General features: G+C 69.2%; 16 protein-coding genes. 2 read left to right on the top strand and 14 right to left on the bottom strand.

Translation table 11 applies throughout. The annotated features are described in order from the left end of the window. Positions 1-62: 62 nt before the first annotated feature. Positions 63-1,022: an NAD-dependent epimerase/dehydratase family protein gene (locus ACI2JZ_RS16465; protein WP_404598570.1), complete on the bottom strand. Its 960-nt coding sequence runs from the start codon at positions 1,020-1,022 to the stop codon at positions 63-65. Positions 1,023-1,106: 84 nt separating this feature from the next. Here ACI2JZ_RS16465 and ACI2JZ_RS16460 point away from each other — a divergent pair, with 84 nt between their 5' ends. Next, positions 1,107-2,249 carry an AAA family ATPase gene (locus ACI2JZ_RS16460; protein ID WP_404598569.1) on the top strand — a complete coding sequence of 381 codons (1,143 nt, stop codon included), beginning with the start codon at positions 1,107-1,109 and terminating at the stop codon, positions 2,247-2,249. A gap of 48 nt (positions 2,250-2,297) precedes the next feature. Here ACI2JZ_RS16460 and pheT read toward each other — a convergent pair whose 3' ends face one another. The 10 genes from pheT to ACI2JZ_RS16410 form a co-directional block, all read right to left on the bottom strand. Beyond that, positions 2,298-4,802, bottom strand: a complete 2,505-nt coding sequence (gene pheT, locus ACI2JZ_RS16455; RefSeq protein WP_404598568.1) for a phenylalanine--tRNA ligase subunit beta — start codon at positions 4,800-4,802, stop codon at positions 2,298-2,300. After that, on the bottom strand, positions 4,802-5,842 hold the full coding sequence (gene pheS, locus ACI2JZ_RS16450; RefSeq protein ID WP_247625350.1) for a phenylalanine--tRNA ligase subunit alpha: 1,041 nt from the start codon (positions 5,840-5,842) through the stop codon (positions 4,802-4,804). Before pheS ends, pheT begins: the two co-directional genes overlap by 1 nt. A gap of 52 nt (positions 5,843-5,894) precedes the next feature. Next, positions 5,895-6,812, bottom strand: a complete 918-nt coding sequence (locus ACI2JZ_RS16445) for an amino acid ABC transporter permease (protein WP_404598566.1) — start codon at positions 6,810-6,812, stop codon at positions 5,895-5,897. Further along, on the bottom strand, positions 6,809-7,456 hold the full coding sequence (locus tag ACI2JZ_RS16440; protein ID WP_247625348.1) for an amino acid ABC transporter permease: 648 nt from the start codon (positions 7,454-7,456) through the stop codon (positions 6,809-6,811). Before ACI2JZ_RS16440 ends, ACI2JZ_RS16445 begins: the two co-directional genes overlap by 4 nt. 80 nt (positions 7,457-7,536) lie before the next feature. Next, entirely contained in the window at positions 7,537-8,454 is a 918-nt protein-coding gene (locus tag ACI2JZ_RS16435) for a glutamate ABC transporter substrate-binding protein (protein WP_404598564.1), read from the bottom strand. Positions 8,455-8,496: 42 nt separating this feature from the next. After that, positions 8,497-9,243: an amino acid ABC transporter ATP-binding protein gene (locus tag ACI2JZ_RS16430; protein WP_247625346.1), complete on the bottom strand. Its 747-nt coding sequence runs from the start codon at positions 9,241-9,243 to the stop codon at positions 8,497-8,499. A gap of 225 nt (positions 9,244-9,468) precedes the next feature. Beyond that, positions 9,469-10,446 (bottom strand): TAXI family TRAP transporter solute-binding subunit, encoded by a 978-nt coding sequence (locus ACI2JZ_RS16425; RefSeq protein WP_404598562.1) that lies wholly within the window; start codon positions 10,444-10,446, stop codon positions 9,469-9,471. Then, positions 10,443-11,819: a sensor histidine kinase gene (locus tag ACI2JZ_RS16420; protein WP_404598561.1), complete on the bottom strand. Its 1,377-nt coding sequence runs from the start codon at positions 11,817-11,819 to the stop codon at positions 10,443-10,445. The genes ACI2JZ_RS16425 and ACI2JZ_RS16420 overlap by 4 nt, the downstream gene beginning before the upstream one ends. Positions 11,820-11,822: 3 nt before the next feature. Further along, positions 11,823-12,494 (bottom strand): response regulator transcription factor, encoded by a 672-nt coding sequence (locus tag ACI2JZ_RS16415; RefSeq protein WP_247625343.1) that lies wholly within the window; start codon positions 12,492-12,494, stop codon positions 11,823-11,825. A gap of 52 nt (positions 12,495-12,546) precedes the next feature. After that, positions 12,547-13,359, bottom strand: a complete 813-nt coding sequence (locus tag ACI2JZ_RS16410; RefSeq protein WP_404598559.1) for a TrmH family RNA methyltransferase — start codon at positions 13,357-13,359, stop codon at positions 12,547-12,549. Positions 13,360-13,440: 81 nt separating this feature from the next. Between ACI2JZ_RS16410 and ACI2JZ_RS16405 the strand changes: the two genes are divergently transcribed. Further along, positions 13,441-13,896, top strand: coding sequence for a DUF2809 domain-containing protein (locus ACI2JZ_RS16405; protein WP_404598558.1), 456 nt, complete (start codon positions 13,441-13,443; stop codon positions 13,894-13,896). Positions 13,897-13,908: 12 nt separating this feature from the next. Here the strand turns inward: ACI2JZ_RS16405 and rplT are convergent, their stop codons facing one another. From rplT to infC, 3 genes are all read right to left on the bottom strand, one after another. Next, the gene (rplT, locus tag ACI2JZ_RS16400) at positions 13,909-14,295 is read right to left on the bottom strand and encodes a 50S ribosomal protein L20 (protein ID WP_045252681.1); all 387 of its coding nucleotides are present in this window, start codon (positions 14,293-14,295) and stop codon (positions 13,909-13,911) included. Positions 14,296-14,326: 31 nt separating this feature from the next. Beyond that, entirely contained in the window at positions 14,327-14,521 is a 195-nt protein-coding gene (gene rpmI, locus ACI2JZ_RS16395; protein ID WP_247625340.1) for a 50S ribosomal protein L35, read from the bottom strand. A 73-nt stretch (positions 14,522-14,594) separates the two neighbouring features. Next, complete coding sequence (infC, locus tag ACI2JZ_RS16390) at positions 14,595-15,239, bottom strand: translation initiation factor IF-3 (protein WP_308194271.1); 645 nt, start codon at positions 15,237-15,239, stop codon at positions 14,595-14,597. Positions 15,240-15,395: the final 156 nt, after the last annotated feature.

The raw sequence follows: 15,395 nt of genomic DNA, 5'->3' as shown, positions 1-15,395 counted from the left end.
AGGCATGTCGCGACGATAGCGCGCCCTCGACGGCATCCGCAAATCCGTCACGTCACCGAGCGTCACTCGAGCTCGGCGAGGAGTTCCGCCTCTTCCGCGCGGCTGAGCCCGGCGCGGCGCGGACGATCCACACCGCGCACGAGCTCGTCGGCCACGACCCGCGCGGCCGTCGCGTCGAGCGGGCTCAGCGCGCCTCCCGTCGCGAGGAACCTCTCGTTGCGACGGGTCATGAATCCGGTCATGTCGGCCGGCAACCAGAGCGGCAACGAGCGCACGCCCATCCAGTACTCCACACTCCGCGCGCGCAACCACTCCTCGCTCGCCTCGCGCACGCCGCCGGTGTGTCCGGCGGCACCGCGCACGATCTCGAGCATGTCGGCGAGCGGGATGCTGTCGCCGACCGCGTTCACCGCGCCGACGGCTCGCGAGGAGGCGACGTACGCGGCGAGGTCGTCGACGTCGACGATCTGCGCGGTCCGGCCGGCCAGGGGCGGCACCAGCACCGGTCGCTCCCCCGCCCGTGCGAACGCCGCCGCCCAATAACCGAAGCGGTCGCTCGGGTCGCCCTCGCCCACGATCAGACCGGGTCGCACGATCAGCGCCCGGTCGCCCAGCGCGGCGACGGCATCCTCCGCCGCCGCCTTCTGCGCACCGTAGTCGGCATCCTCCGCGCGGGAGGACGGATGCCGTGGCGCGCTCTCGCCGGCGCCCACCGTCTCGTCGTCGGCGTACACCGAGACGGACGACACGAAGGTCCAGCGGGCGGCGCGGTCTCCGAGCTCGTCGACGGCCCGGGCGACCTGGAGCGCCGAGGACGAGACGTCGACCACGAGGTCCCAATCGCCGTCGAGCGCCGCGTACGGATCGGCACCGGTCCGGTCCCCGACCACGAGCGTCGCCCCCGGCGACACCGGGCGGGCCCCCCGCGCGAGGCAGGTCACGGCGGCGCCCTCGTCGAGGAGGCGGCGGGCGATCCGGCTCGACAGCCATCCGGTGCCGCCGAGGATCAGGGCATTCGTCATGACACCAGCACACCAGGATCGGCGCGCCGACGGAAGCGCATCCGCTCAGAGCAGAGTGTCGGATGCGCCTGACACGATGGGGCCATGCTCACGACCCTCGCCGTCTCCGGCTACCGCTCGCTCGTCGACGTCGTCGTGCCGCTCGATCCGCTCACCGTGATCACGGGGGCGAACGGCACGGGCAAGTCGAACCTCTACCGCGCACTGCGCCTGCTCGCAGCGACCGGCCACGGCCGCGCGGTCGCCGCCGTCGCACGGGAGGGAGGCCTCGACAGCGTGCTGTGGGCGGGCCCCGAGACGCCGCAGGGTGAGGGAGCCCAGGGCACACAGCGCACCCGACCGATCTCGGTGCGCCTCGGCATCGCCGCCGACGAGGTCGGGTACCTCATCGACCTGGGCCTGCCGCAGACCGACGCGCGCAGCCTCTTCACGCGCGACCCGGAGATCAAACGCGAGCAGTTGTTCAGCGGCCCGTTCGCGCGGCCGGGAACGCTGTTCGTCGATCGTCAGCGCGGCGGGGTGCGGGTGCGGGGCGACGACGGCTGGGAATCGGTGGATCAGCCGATGGGACCGGGGCAGAGCGTGCTGCTCGACCTCGTCGACGGCACCGCGAGGTGGGAGACGGCATCCTTACGCTCCCGGATCGCCAGCTGGCGCTTCTACGACCACTTCCGCACCGACGCGTCCGCCCCCGCGCGACAGCCGCAGGTCGGAACCCGCACGCGCTGGCTGAGCGACGACGGCTCCGACCTCGCCGCCGTGTGGGCGACGACGACGGAAGCCGGACGCCGCGCTCCGCTCGACGAGGCCGTCGACCGCGCCTTCCCGGGATCACGCGTGCAGATATCCGTCACCGACGGCTCGTTCCGGTTGCAACTGCGGCAACCCGGGTTGCTGCGCCCGCTCGACGCCGCCGAACTCTCCGACGGCACGCTCAGGTACCTGCTGTGGTGCGCGGCACTGCTGCCCGCCGACCCGCCGCCGCTCCTCGTCGTCAATGAGCCCGAGTCGAGCCTGCACGAGAGCCTCATCGACCCTCTCGGCTCGTTGCTCGCTCATGCGGCGGCCCAGACGCAGGTGATCGTCGTCACCCACTCGGCACCCCTCCGCCGCGCACTCGCCGAGGCGGGCGGGTCGGTCGTCGAGCTCGAGTCGAACGGCTACGGAACCCGTGTGCGCGATCAGCTGCCGCTCGAGCGTCCGAGCTGGCACTGGCCGTCGCGCTAGCGGTAACGCTGCGCGACGGCCAGTGCCTGCGAGGAGATCGGGTGGGACTCAGTCGCGCAGAGCCGCCCCGAAGCGCTCGGCGGCGACGGCGACGCCCGCGAGCTTGGCTTCACTGGCCTCGGCCGCCGTGAGAGTGCGATCGTCGGCGCGGAAACGCAGGGCGAAACTCAGGCTCTTCGAACCCGAAGGAACGCCCTCGCCGCGGTAGTCGTCGACCAGGCGCACTGATTCGAGGAGCGCACCCGCGCCCTCGGCGAGTGCTGCCTCGACATCCGCGGCCGGAACCTCGATCGACACAGCGAGCGAGACGTCCTGCGTCGCGGCGGGGAACGTCGAGAGCGATGCGGCGACGATGCGCTCGCCCGCGAGGGAGAGCACGAGATCGAGATCAACCTCGAGCACGGTCGCTCGCCCCGGGAGATCCGCATCCGCGGTGACAGCGGGATGGAGTTCGCCGACGTAGCCGACGACCCGATCCGCGACGCGCAGGTCGCCCGTGCGCCCCGGGTGGAGGGCGGCACGCGTGCTCTGCATGACATCGATCTCGACGCCTGCGGCCGTCGCGATCACGCGCACGGCGTCGAGAGCATCCGAGAGCCCGGCCGCCTCGGCCGGACGTCCCGGCTGGCGCGGGGTCGCGTTCCCGGTCAGGAGAGCGGCGAGGAAGCGGTTCTGCGGCGGGATCGATGCGTTCAGCTCGGCGAGGGTCTCCTCCGAGGGGCGCTCACCGAGAGGCGGAACCTCATCCGTGCCGTAGGTCGTCCCGGCTTCGGGCAGGAACACCGCACCCGTGTCGAAGATCGCGAGGTCGGTGAGTCCGCGTGAGATGTTGCGGTGCGCCGTCTGGAGCAGCCCCGGCACCAGCGAGCGTCGCAGGAACGGCGCTTGGCCGTCGAGCGGGTTCGCCAGCCGGATGCTGGGCAGGTGCTCCCCCGTCGCCGATCCGTGGAGGTCGTTCTGCGCCTCGGTCGTGAACGGGAAGGCGGGGGTCTCGACGAAGCCCGCGGACGCCAGGGCGTTCGCCACCCGGCGGCGGCCCTGCTGGTGCGCAGTGAGTCCGCGGCCCGACGGCGGCGTGGGAAGCACCGAGGGAATGCGGTCGAGGCCGTGGATACGGGCGACCTCTTCGGCGAGCGTCCACTTGTCGGTCAGATCGGGACGCCAGGTCGGAGGGATGACGGTCCACCCGTCGTTGGCAGCGGTCACCTCCGCACCGATCGTGGTGAGGGCACCGGTGATCTCGGCCTCGGTGTAGTCGACGCCGATCAGGCCCTCGACGAAGCCTCCGGGCAGGTCGATCTCGCCGACGAAGACCTCGGCGAAGAGCGCGCCCCCCTCGTCGGTGAGCGTGCCGCCGGCCAGCTCGACCATGAGGTCGGCCGCACGACGGGCCGCCACGAACGGGATGAGCGGGTCGACGCCGCGCTCGAAGCGCTTGGACGCCTCGCTGGGCAGCTTGTGCCGGCGTGCGGTGCGCGCGATCGTGGTGGGATCGAACGACGCGGCCTCGATGAGGACGTCGGTCGTCGTGTCGCTCATTTCGGTCGTGCCGCCGCCCATGACGCCGGCGAGGCCGATGGGTCCGGATTCGTCGGTGATGAGCAGATCCTCGACGTGGAGCGTGCGCTCCTGGCCGTCGAGAGTCGTCATCTTCTCGCCCGCCCGAGCGCGGCGCACCGTGATGCCGCCCGTGAGCTTGTCGAGGTCGTAGCCGTGCAGCGGCTGGCCGAGTTCGAGCATGACGTAGTTCGTGATGTCGATCAGCACGCCGAGCGAGCGCATTCCCGCGAGCGAGAGCCGCGCGATCATCCAGGGAGGTGTCGGGCGGGACGGGTCGACCCCGCGGACGACCCGGGTCACGAACTCGCTCGCGCCCACACGTCCGCGCACGGGCGCCTGATCGTCGACGATCGCGACATGGCCGTCGCCCGGCTGCAGCTCGGCGAAGTCCCGCTCGGCCGGGTCGCGGAACTCCGCTCCCGTCGCGTGCGAGTACTCGCGGGCCACGCCGCGCAGGGAGAAGGCGTACCCGCGGTCGGGCGTGACGTTGATCTCGACCGCGACGTCGTCGAGCCCGAGGAGGGTGATCGCGTCGGTACCGACCGGGGCGTCGATCCCCAGGTCGGACAGCACGAGGATGCCGTTGTGCTCGTCACCGAGCCCGAGCTCCCGCGCCGAGGCGATCATGCCGTCCGACACGTGTCCGTAGGTCTTGCGGGCCGCGATCGGGAACGGGCCGGGCAGCACCGCGCCCGGGAGCGTCACGATGACCTTGTCTCCGGCGACGAAGTTGTGGGCGCCGCAGACGATGCCGCGCACGCCGCCGTTCGCCTCGCCGACGTCGACCTGGCACCAGTTGATGGTCTTGCCGTTGGACTGCGGTTCGCCCTCGAGCGAGACCACCTGTCCGACGACGACCGGACCCGTGATGTCGAAGCGGTGCACGTCCTCCTCTTCGAAGCCGACCGTCACCAGTGCCGCGAGGACGTCCTCGGGGGACGCATCCGCTGCCACATCGACGTACTCACGCAACCACGAAAGCGGGACGCGCATCACACCACCATCCCGTACTGCTCGCTGAATCGGACATCGCCCTCGGCCATGTCACGCATGTCCTGCACATCGCTGCGGAACATGAGTCCCCGCTCGATGCCCATGCCGAACGCGAAGCCGCTGTACACCTCGGGATCGATCCCGGCCGCACGCAGCACGTTCGGGTTGACCATGCCGCAGCCGCCCCACTCGATCCACCGTGCGCCGCCCTTGAAAGTGGGGTGCCACAGATCGAGCTCGGCGGAGGGCTCGGTGAAGGGGAAGTAGTTGGTGCGGAAGCGCATCTTGGCCTCGGGACCGAACAGCTGCTTCGCGAAGTGGTCGAGCGTGCCCTTGAGGTGCGCCATCGTGATGCCCTTGTCGATCACGAGACCCTCGAACTGGGTGAACACCGGAAGGTGCGTCGCATCGAACTCGTCCGTTCGGTAGACGCGCCCGGGGCAGAGCACGTAGATCGGCACCTCGCGGTCGAGCATCGAGCGCACCTGGACGGGACTCGTGTGCGTGCGCATGACGAGGTGTCGCGAGGCGGGGTCGACGTAGAACGTGTCCTGCTCCTGGCGGGCGGGGTGGTCGACGTCGAAGTTGAGCGCGTCGAAGTTGAACCACTCGTGCTCGAGCTCGGGACCCTCCGCGATCTCCCATCCCATGCCCACGAAGATGTCGCAGACCTGGTCCTGGAGCAGGGAGAGCGGATGCCGCGCACCGACGCGCGTGCGCGACGGCACCGCCGTGATGTCGATGCGTTCGGCTTCGAGGCGCGCCGCGACCTCGGCGGCAGCGAGCTCGGCCTCCTTGGCGGCGAGCGCCTGCGTGACCTGACCGCGCCCCTGGCCGACGAGCTTGCCGAAGGCGGCCTTGTTCTCGGGGGCGACCTGACGCATCGAGGCGTTCAGGACGGCGAGGGGCGAACCGTCGGCCACGTGGGCGGCACGGGCCGCCTTGAGCTCGGCGGTGTCGGTCGCTGCGTTGATCGCTGCCAGGGCGGCGGCTACGGCTGCTTCGACCGCTTCCGGGGTGATTTCTGGAGTCTCGGACACGAGAAACGAGTCTACCGGCGCGGGGTGGCGGGATCGGACGATCCCGCCACCGTCATGCTCCGGGGGTCGCGCTTCGCCCGCTGTCGGTCCCGCGCTGCAGCGTGATCAGCTCGGTGTTCGTCTCACCGGCGTGCTGACGCGGGTCCGGAGCCGCATCTCCCGCCTTGGGCGAACGCTTGGTGCGACGCTGGAGGCGGTATGCGATGTAGGAGAGCACCAGGCAGACGGCGACGTACATGGAGCCGCCGACGATCGCCGCCGGGATGAGCGGGGAGCCGTAGGGCGCCTGGTTGCCGATCTGGTTGATGACGTACAGCAGCTCCTGGTACGTGATGATGAACCCGAGAGCCGTGTCCTTCAGCGCGACGACGAGCTGCGCGATGATCACGGGCATCATCGCTCGCACGGCCTGCGGCAGGAGGATGAACCACATCACTCCGCTCTTGCGGAGTCCGATCGCGTACCCGGCCTCCGCCTGCCCGCGCGGCAGCGACTCGACACCGGCGCGCAGCACCTCGGCGAGCACCGAGCCGTTGTAGACGATGAGCGCGATCACGACCGCGAAGTAGGGCGACATCTTGATGCCGACGACGGGGAGGCCGTAGTACAGCAGCATCATGAGGACGAGCACGGGGACGGCGCGCAGCACCTCGATGATCCACCGGACCGGTTCCCGGACCCAGGCGTGCTCGGAGAGACGCCCGATGCCCAGGACGAAGCCGAGGACGAGCGAGCCGGCGCCGGCCGCGGCGAAGGCGGCGAGCGTGCTGAGAAGCCCCTCGCCGAAGCGGACCCAGACCGCGGAGTAGGAGAAGATGTTCCACTTCTCCGCCGAGAACTGCCCGGTGGCGAAGAGCCGCCACACGACCCAGCCGAGCACGGCGAGCACCACGAGCACGGTCGCGACTCCGATGAGTCTGTTGCGCGCGATGGCGCGGGGACCGGGGACGTCGAAAAGAACGGAACTCATCGCGAGATCCTCCACTTGTTCTCGAGCACTCGCTGGACCCAGGCGAGCAGCAGCACCAGCACGACGAAGATGACCATGACCCACAGCAGCACGACCAGGGCGCTCTCGCCGCGCTCGCTGAGTGCGGCGCGGATCGTGCCCAGGTTGACGACGGAGAACCCCGCCGCGACGGTCGTGTTCTTCATGAGGGCGATGAGCACGCTCATCATCGGGGGGACGACGGATCGGGTCGCCTGTGGCAGCACGACGTAGCGCATGACCTGACCGAAGTTCAGGCCGATCGCGCGGGCGGCCTCAGCCTGCCCGACGGGCACCGTGTTGATGCCGGCGCGCAACGCCTCCGCGACGTAGGTGGCCGTGTAGAGACCGAGGGCAATGACCGCGAGCAGGAGGGAATTGACGCGTTCGCCGAGAAGGATCGGCAGGCAGAACGCGAAGAAGAACATGACCAGGGTCAACGGGGTGTTGCGGATCCAGTTCACGTAGACGCCGCCGACCGCGCGGGCGATCGGCACCGGGGACACTCTGGCCGCGCCGACGATCAGTCCGAGGACGATCGCGATGAGACCTCCACCCAGGAACAGCGCGATCGTTCCCCACAGCGCTTCCCCCCAGAGATCGAGGTGGTCGGTGATGACTCCCACTGGTGCTCCTGTCGATTCGAATTGGCGCGACGCTCTGCCGATGAGCGGGGCGGCCGAGGATATCGGCCGCCCCACTCGGATCAGCTGATCGGGTCGACCTCGGGCTGGGTCGCCTTGACTCCGGAGGCTCCGAGGTTGTTCTCGAAGATCTGCTCCCAGACGTCGCCGCCGTCGGTCAGCTGCGTGTTGAAGTACTCGACGAGTGCGGTGTCATCCTTCGCCACACCGATGCCGTAGCGCTCCTCGCTGAAGGGCTCGCCGACGACCTTGAGGTTGTCGGGGTCCTGAGCCGCGTAGCCGATGAGGATCGCCTCGTCGGTCGTGACGGCGTCCACCTGGCCGTTCTTGAGGTCCTCGACGCACTTGGAGTAGGTGTCGTACTCCTTGGTGGGAACCTCGGGGTAGTTGGTGTTGATGTTCTGGATGGGCGTGGAGCCCGTGGCCGAGCACACCGTGGTCGAGGAGTCGAGGTCGTCGACGCTCTCGATGTCGCTGTCGGCTCCGACGAGGAGGCCCTGGCCCGTCACGAAGTACGGACCGGCGAAGGAGATCTGCTCCTTGCGCTTGTCGGTGATCGAGTAGGTGCCGACGTAGTAGTCGATGTCACCGTTCACGATCGCCTGCTCGCGGTTCGCCGACGCGATCGCCTGGAACTCGATCTTCTCGGGGTCGACCCCGAGGGATGCGGCCATCCAGCGTGCGATGTCGACGTCGAAACCGGTGCGCTCGCCCGTCACGGGGTCGAGGTAGCCGAGCCCGGGCTGGTCCTCCTTGACGCCGACCTTGATCGTCCCGCTGGACGAGATCCGGTCGAACGTCGGGCTGCCGTCGAGGCTGACATCGGTCGCCACCGTCCAGGGCGTGCTGCTCGAGGCGTCGCCGCCGCCGTCGTCGCCGCCGGTGCCCGTGCTCGACGGGGTTCCGCTGTTGCAGGCGGTGAGCGCGAGCAGCGCCACCGCCGCGATTCCGATACCTGCCAGTGTCCGTGTGCGTCGCATGTGCGTCTCCTTCGTGTGCTGTGGGTGCAGGGTCTGGGGTGATCAGTGCGTGAGGAGCTTCGAGAGGAAGTCCTTGGCGCGATCGCTCTTCGGATGGGTGAAGAACTCCTCGGGCGTGGCCTCTTCGACGATCCGGCCGTCGGCCATGAAGACCACGCGGTCGGCCGCCTTGCGGGCGAAGCCCATCTCGTGGGTGACGACGATCATCGTCATGCCCTCGTGCGCGAGCTCGACCATGACGTCGAGCACCTCGTTGATCATCTCGGGGTCGAGCGCGCTGGTCGGCTCGTCGAACAGCATGACCTTCGGATGCATCGCCAGCGCTCGCGCGATCGCGACGCGCTGCTGCTGCCCGCCCGAGAGCTGGGCCGGAAGCTTGGACGCCTGCTTGGCGACGCCGACGCGCTCGAGCAGCTCCATCGCCTCGCGCTCGGCGTCGGCCTTCTTGAGGCCGCGCACCTTGATCGGGCCGAGGGTGACGTTCTCGAGGATCGTCAGGTGGGCGAACAGGTTGAACGACTGGAAGACCATGCCGACGTCGGCGCGGAGTTCGGCGAGCCCGCGTCCCTCGGCGGGCAGCGCCTTGCCGTCGATGCTGATGGTCCCGCTGGTGATCGTCTCGAGGCGGTTGATGGTGCGGCACAGGGTCGACTTGCCCGAGCCGGACGGGCCGATCACGACGACGACCTCGCCGGCGTTCACGGTGAGGTCGATATCGGTCAGAGCCTGGAACTCGCCGTAGTGCTTCTGCACGTTGTCGACCACGACAAGGGCTTTACCGGTGGTCATCTTTTCTCCAAACTCGCCAGGTCGTCGGCAGTGCTCGATCGGGGGTCGGCCCCGGTGGGTTCAGTCCTCGCGCCACCCGTCCCCACGGGCATCCGCGTTCATCGTCGAACGGTGCGCGACCGACCTCACGATCGCAGAGCCCCCGGGCGCTGTCAGACTTCTTGAGGATTTCTTGAGGGTCGTAACAAGGGCGTTACGCAGCGGTCCCCGAGGGGCGCGGCGCCGTCATCCGCGCTGATCGCGATAGAAGTCCACCGCTCCGGGATGGAGGTCCACGGGCACGGTGAAGATCGCCTGACGGCGGCTCAGGAGCGCCGCCGCGGGCACGTCCTCCGCCATGCGCGAGCGCGCGTCGAAGAGCACCGTGAGCATGTCCTTCACGACCGCATCCGGGGTCGCGGACGCGACGATCAGGTAGTTCGGAACGGCCATCGTCGGCACCGATTGCGCGATCCCGTAGGCGCCCGCGGGGAAGTCCGACGAACGGTACGCGTCGGAGTACCGTGCGTTGACGGCGTTGACCCAGTCCTGTTCGATCGGCAGCAACCGCAGGGGCAGCGAGCCCGAGAGGTTCTCGATGCCGGGCGTAGGCAGCCCCCCGACCCAGAAGAACCCGTCGATCTCGCCGCTCTCGAGCGCGGCGATCGACTCGCGCAGATCCAGCTGCGGATTGCTCACCGACCCGGCATCCACCCGGGCGGCGTCGAGGATGCGCGTGGCGATGACGTTGACGCCCGATCCGACGGCGCCCAGCGACACCGTCCGCCCGGTGAGATCGGTGATGCCGTCGATCTCGGAGTCCGCCCGCACGACGACGTGCACGTACTCGTCGTACAGGCGCGCCGCCGCCTGGATCGGGAGAGGCTCGTCGAACGCGCCGCGTCCGGCCACGGCATCCGCAGCCGCATCGCCCTGGGCGAAGCCGAGCAGCGCCTCGCCGGACGCGACCCTGCGCAGGTTGTCGACGGAGCCGTCCGTCTCCGTCACCTCGGCCGATACGCCGAGCGCGGTCGAGAGTTCCTCGGCGAAGTGCCCGCCGTAGTCGAAGTAGACCCCCGTCGTGCCTCCGCCGGCGATGACGGCCGTGCCCTCAGCCCACTCGCCCGCGCGCGGGCTGCACCCGCTCGCGCCGAGGACGACGACGGCGGCGCAGACCGCGGCAGCGGCACGGCGCGCGAGCCGGAGCATCCGATCCCTGGTCATTCGAACCCCCCGTTCGTGAGCACGAGCGACACCAGGAGACCCCCGCCGTCCGGCGACGACACGACCAGTTCGCCACCGATGGATGCGAGCAGATCGGTGGCGATCGCCAGCCCGAGTCCGGTACCCGGGGTGTCGTCGCTGTCGGCGCTGCGCCAGAATCTGTCGGTGGCGTACTCCACCTGATCCCCGGCGAGCCCCGGCCCGCGATCCCGCACGGTCAACCGACAGCGTTCGCCGTCGCGTTCCACCCCCAGCTCGATCACCGAATCGGCCGGCGAGAACTTCACGGCGTTGTCGATGACCGCATCGAGTGCGCTCTCGACGATCGTGCGATCGGTGACGCACATGACGATCCCCTCCCCCGTGCGTCGGAAGCCGATGCCGCGGGGCCCCGCCACCTCGCGCCAGGCATCGCTGCGACGCTCGACGAGCGTGGTGAGGTCGACCGCGGAGAACATCGAATCGGCGCGACCGCTGCGGGCGAGGTTCAACATGGTCTCGAGGATCCGAGCCATCCGGCGCCCTTCCTCGCGCGTCTCCTCGATGTCGTCCTTCCATTCGTCATCGAGCCCCGTCGCCAGGTGCTCGACGCGCAGCAGCAGGGCGTTGAGAGGATTGCGCAGTTCATGCGAGGCGTTCAACGCGAACTCCTGCTGGCGGGCGAGGCTACGCTCGATCTCCTCGGCCATGCCGTTGAAGACCCTCGTCATGCGCCTCAGTTCGGGCGGCCCTGTGTCCTCCGCGACGCGCGCATCCATCTCACCGTGCTCGATCGCCACCATCGCATCGTCGAGCCGCCGCACGGGCGAGAGCACCCACCGGGCGAGTTGGAACACCAGGAGAACGCCCAGGGAGATCGAGACGAGGGCGACCCCGATCAGGATCAGCAGCTGCTGCAGGATCGCCGTGCGCGGAGCCTCCACCTCGGCCGAGATCATCACCGCGCCGATCACATCGCCGTCGTCGAACACCGGCTCGACCATCGTGGCGTCCGAGATGATCCAGGGGAAGAAGGCTTCCGGGGCCTCCGCGCGGCGGCCCGAGAGCGCGAGTCGCACCTGCTCGGCCTCCTCCTCGGAGAGCACCCCCGGCTCCGACTCGCTCGCCGCCCAGACGGATCCGGTGAGGTCGTACACCGCGATCTCGATCCCGTAGACCTGCTCGAACCTGCGCGCCTCGCCCTCGAAGACACCGGCAGCATCCGAGCGGAGCGCCTGCCGGGCCGTCGTGGCGAAGTAGCCGAGGTCACCGATCTGTTCGGTGTAGACCGCCTGCTGGATGCTGCGCGCGGCGCTCCATCCGGTCGCGCCGCCGAGGGAGAGGAGGATCGCGACCAGGGGCACCAGGAACACGATCACGAGCCGCTTGCGCACCGGCTACGACCCCACGAGCCGATAGCCGACGCCACGCACCGTCTCGATCACCCGGTGCGAGCCCGTCTTCTTACGGATGGCTCCGACGTGCACCTCGAGCGAGTGACCGAAGCCGCGCCAATCGGTGTTCCACACCTCGCGGATGAGTCGATCCTTCGGAACGGCGACTCCGGGATAGCGCGCGAGCACCGCGACGATGTCGAACTCCTTGGGCGTGAGATCGACCGCCTGGTCGTCGACCCGGAGCTGCCGTGCCACGAGATCGATCGCGACAGCACCGCCGTGGATCGTGACCACACCGTCGGACTCGGGGCGCACCGCTCGCGAGCGCCGTGTCACCGCCTCGATCCGGGCGAGGAGCTCGTGCACGTCGTACGGCTTCACCACGAAGTCGTCGGCACCGGCACGCAGCCCCTTGATGCGCTCGGTGACCTGGCTGCGCGCCGTCACGACGACGATCGGCACGTCGGAGCGGCCACGGATACGGCGGCACAGATCGATGCCGTCGACGTCGGGCAGACCGAGATCGAGGAGGACGACCTCGGTGTCCGCCCCCAGGAGATCCATCGCCGCGGCGCCGTCGGACGCCCTCACGGTCGCATACCCCGAACGGGCGAGGAAGGCGTCGAGCGCCGCGGCGACGCGATCGTCGTCTTCCACGATCAGTATCCGCATGCGCTCCCCTCCTCTCTCCGTCGGCGGTGACGGACGGGCAGGAGCAAAAGTATCAGCCGACCGTCGCGGCGCGCTGCGCGAACGCGCTCTCGTACAGGCACACGCTCGCGGCGGTCGCCAGGTTCAGCGACTCCGCCTTGCCGAAGATCGGGAGGCGCAGAACGCGATCGGCCAGCGCCAGAGCGTCGTCCTCCAGGCCTCGCGCCTCGTTTCCGAACAGCCACCCGGTCGGCTCGGCGAGCACGCCCTCGGCGCGCGCGGAGAGCAGGTCGTCACCCTTCACATCCGCGGCGAGGATGCGCAGACCGGCTTCGTGCGCGCGGGTGATGACGTCTTCGAGTTCCCCGCCGACCGAGACCGGGAGGTGGAACAGCGATCCCGTCGTGGCGCGCACGACTTTGGGGTTGTACGGATCGACCGTGCGTCCGGTGAGGACGACGGCATCCGCTCCCGCCGCATCCGCCGCGCGGATGATCGTCCCGAGGTTGCCGGGATCGCGCACCTCCTGACAGATCGCGACCAGGCGAGGGGATGCCGCGAAGACGTCGCGCACGGACGTCGGCGTCTGCCGGACGACGGCCACGAGCCCCTGCGGAGTGACCGTATCGGCCATCGCGTTCAGGACGTACTCGGTGACGTGCTCGACATCGATGCCGGAATCTGCGGCCTGAGCCCGGATGTCGGGATGCCTCTCCCACCCGGTCGGGGTCGCGAAGAGCTCGACGATCGCCTCGGGACGGTAGGTCAGAGCCTCTCGGACGGCCTGCGGCCCTTCGAGGAGGAAAAGCCCGGTCTCGGTTCGTGCGCTTCGCTTCGTCAGCTTGGCGACGGCTCGGACTCGGGGGGAGCGGGGGTTCTCCAGCACGATCACAGTCTAGGGAACACCTTCCCCGCGCCGAGCCATTGACGCAGGCGCAGTTCCAGGTTCGATCGGTAGGGTGCGGGCGTGACAACCGACAGCCCATCGTCCCCGCGAGCGAGGCGACGCCGACGGATCGGTTGCGCCGCAGCGGCTGCGGGCGTCATCGGCGCAGGCCTCCTCGTCCACGGTCTCGTCGAGGGGCCGGCCGGGGACATCGCCGGGGACGCCCTCTACGCCGTGCTGATCTACGCGCTCATCGCCTGCGCACTCCCCCGTGCGCGCTCCGGCGCGATCGCGGTGTCGGCCGCCCTCGTGTGCGCTGCCGTCGAGTTCGCCCAACTCACCGGCATCCCGCGCGCCCTGGGCCAGGCGTTCCCACCCGTGCACCTGGTGCTGGGTTCGGGATTCGATCCCCGGGATCTGGTCGTCTACGTCTGCGCCGTCGCGGTGGCCGCTGCGCTCGACGCCGGCGTGCGCTCCAGGTGGACAGCGCGTCCGGAGAAAGCAGAAGGCGCCCTCCCGGAGGAGAGCGCCTTCTGAAGAGATCGCTGCTTACGCAGCCGACTTCGGAGCGTTGACGTCGGAAGGCAGAGCCTTCTTGGCCGTCTCGACGAGAGTCGTGAACGTCGCTGCGTCGTTGACCGCGAGGTCGGCGAGCATACGACGGTCGACCGTCACACCCGCGAGGCCGAGGCCCTGGATGAAGCGGTTGTACGTGATGCCGTTCTGGCGTGCCGCAGCGTTGATGCGCTGGATCCAGAGACGACGGAAGTCACCCTTGCGCTTGCGACGGTCCCGGTACGAGTAGACCAGGGAGTGGATGACCTGCTCCTTGGCCTTCCGGTAGAGGCGCGAACGCTGGCCGCGGTAACCGGAGGCGCGCTCGAGGATGACCCGGCGCTTCTTGTGAGCGTTTACCGCCCGCTTGACTCTTGCCATTTTCCTGTATTCCTATCGTGCGTTCGGCGCGTCAGCGACCGAGAAGCTTGTTCGCGACCTTGGCGTCTGCCTTCGACAGAACCTGGTCCTGGTTGAGGCGACGGGTGCGACGGCTCGACTTGTGCTCGAGGTTGTGACGCATGCCAGCCTGCTGCTTCTTCAGCTTTCCGCTGCCGGTGATCTTGAAGCGCTTCTTCGCACCCGAATGGGTCTTCTGCTTCGGCATCTTCTCTTCCTTCGTATGGCGCCTTCTCAGGCGACGGTGTCAACCCGCGGTGCGGGAGTGTGTGGGGCGGGTGTCACTCCGCGGCGGCTTCGGCCGGAGCCTCGGCCTTCGCCTCGCGGGCAGCCTGCTTGTTGGCGGCGCGCTGCGCGTCGCGAACGGCGTTCTGCTCCTGCTTGGCCTCGGACTTGCTCTTCAGCGGAGCCACGACCATCACCATGTTGCGACCGTCGATCGTCGGGTTCGACTCGACGGTTCCGAGCTCCGCGACGTCCTCGGCGAACTTGCGCAGCAGACGCACACCCTGCTCGGGACGCGACTGCTCGCGGCCGCGGAACAGGATCATGGCCTTGACCTTGTCGCCGGCCTTCAGGAAGCCCTCGGCACGCTTGAGCTTGGTCGTGTAGTCGTGCGCCTCGATCTTCAGGCGGAAGCGGACCTCCTTGAGAACGGTGTTCGCCTGGTTGCGGCGAGCCTCCTTCTCCTTCTGGGCGGCTTCGTACTTGAACTTGCCGTAGTCCATGATCTTGACCACGGGCGGCTTCGAGTTGGGTGCGACCTCGACGAGGTCGAGGTCGGCTTCCTGCGCAAGGCGCAGCGCCGCCTCGATGCGGACGACGCCGATCTGCTCACCCGCGGGGCCGACGAGGCGGACCTCGGGGACGCGGATGCGCTCATTGGTGCGGGGATCGCTGATGCGGAACTCCTTAGACGATGGGATTCGGCCACCGGGATGCTGTCAGCATTCCGGGCGAAATCAGAATCGTCCCCACCCACCGGCCTTCAGAAGCCGGCTTCGCACCCTGACGACCGCCCCGCTCTGCGAGCGGATCCGGTGGAGTGCAAGACCCGGTAGCCTGGAACGGCAAGCGCGGGT

Source organism: Microbacterium sp. NPDC087868, assembly GCF_044900755.1.
Classification (GTDB): Bacteria; Actinomycetota; Actinomycetes; order Actinomycetales; family Microbacteriaceae; genus Microbacterium; species Microbacterium galbinum.
The sequence above is the reverse complement of the archived record's forward strand: the minus strand, read 5'-3'. Positions and strand labels throughout refer to the sequence as shown.

Excerpts from the sequence above, each read along its gene's own strand:
- ACI2JZ_RS16465 (WP_404598570.1), bottom strand. The coding sequence starts at position 1,022 with ATGACGAATGCCCTGATCCTCGGCGGCACCGGATGGCTGTCGAGCCGG.
- ACI2JZ_RS16460 (WP_404598569.1), top strand. The coding sequence starts at position 1,107 with ATGCTCACGACCCTCGCCGTCTCCGGCTACCGCTCGCTCGTCGACGTC.
- pheT (WP_404598568.1), bottom strand. The coding sequence starts at position 4,802 with ATGCGCGTCCCGCTTTCGTGGTTGCGTGAGTACGTCGATGTGGCAGCG.
- ACI2JZ_RS16445 (WP_404598566.1), bottom strand. The coding sequence starts at position 6,812 with ATGAGTTCCGTTCTTTTCGACGTCCCCGGTCCCCGCGCCATCGCGCGC.
- ACI2JZ_RS16435 (WP_404598564.1), bottom strand. The coding sequence starts at position 8,454 with ATGCGACGCACACGGACACTGGCAGGTATCGGAATCGCGGCGGTGGCG.
- ACI2JZ_RS16430 (WP_247625346.1), bottom strand. The coding sequence starts at position 9,243 with ATGACCACCGGTAAAGCCCTTGTCGTGGTCGACAACGTGCAGAAGCAC.
- ACI2JZ_RS16425 (WP_404598562.1), bottom strand. The coding sequence starts at position 10,446 with ATGACCAGGGATCGGATGCTCCGGCTCGCGCGCCGTGCCGCTGCCGCG.
- ACI2JZ_RS16415 (WP_247625343.1), bottom strand. The coding sequence starts at position 12,494 with ATGCGGATACTGATCGTGGAAGACGACGATCGCGTCGCCGCGGCGCTC.
- rplT (WP_045252681.1), bottom strand. The coding sequence starts at position 14,295 with ATGGCAAGAGTCAAGCGGGCGGTAAACGCTCACAAGAAGCGCCGGGTC.
- rpmI (WP_247625340.1), bottom strand. The coding sequence starts at position 14,521 with ATGCCGAAGCAGAAGACCCATTCGGGTGCGAAGAAGCGCTTCAAGATC.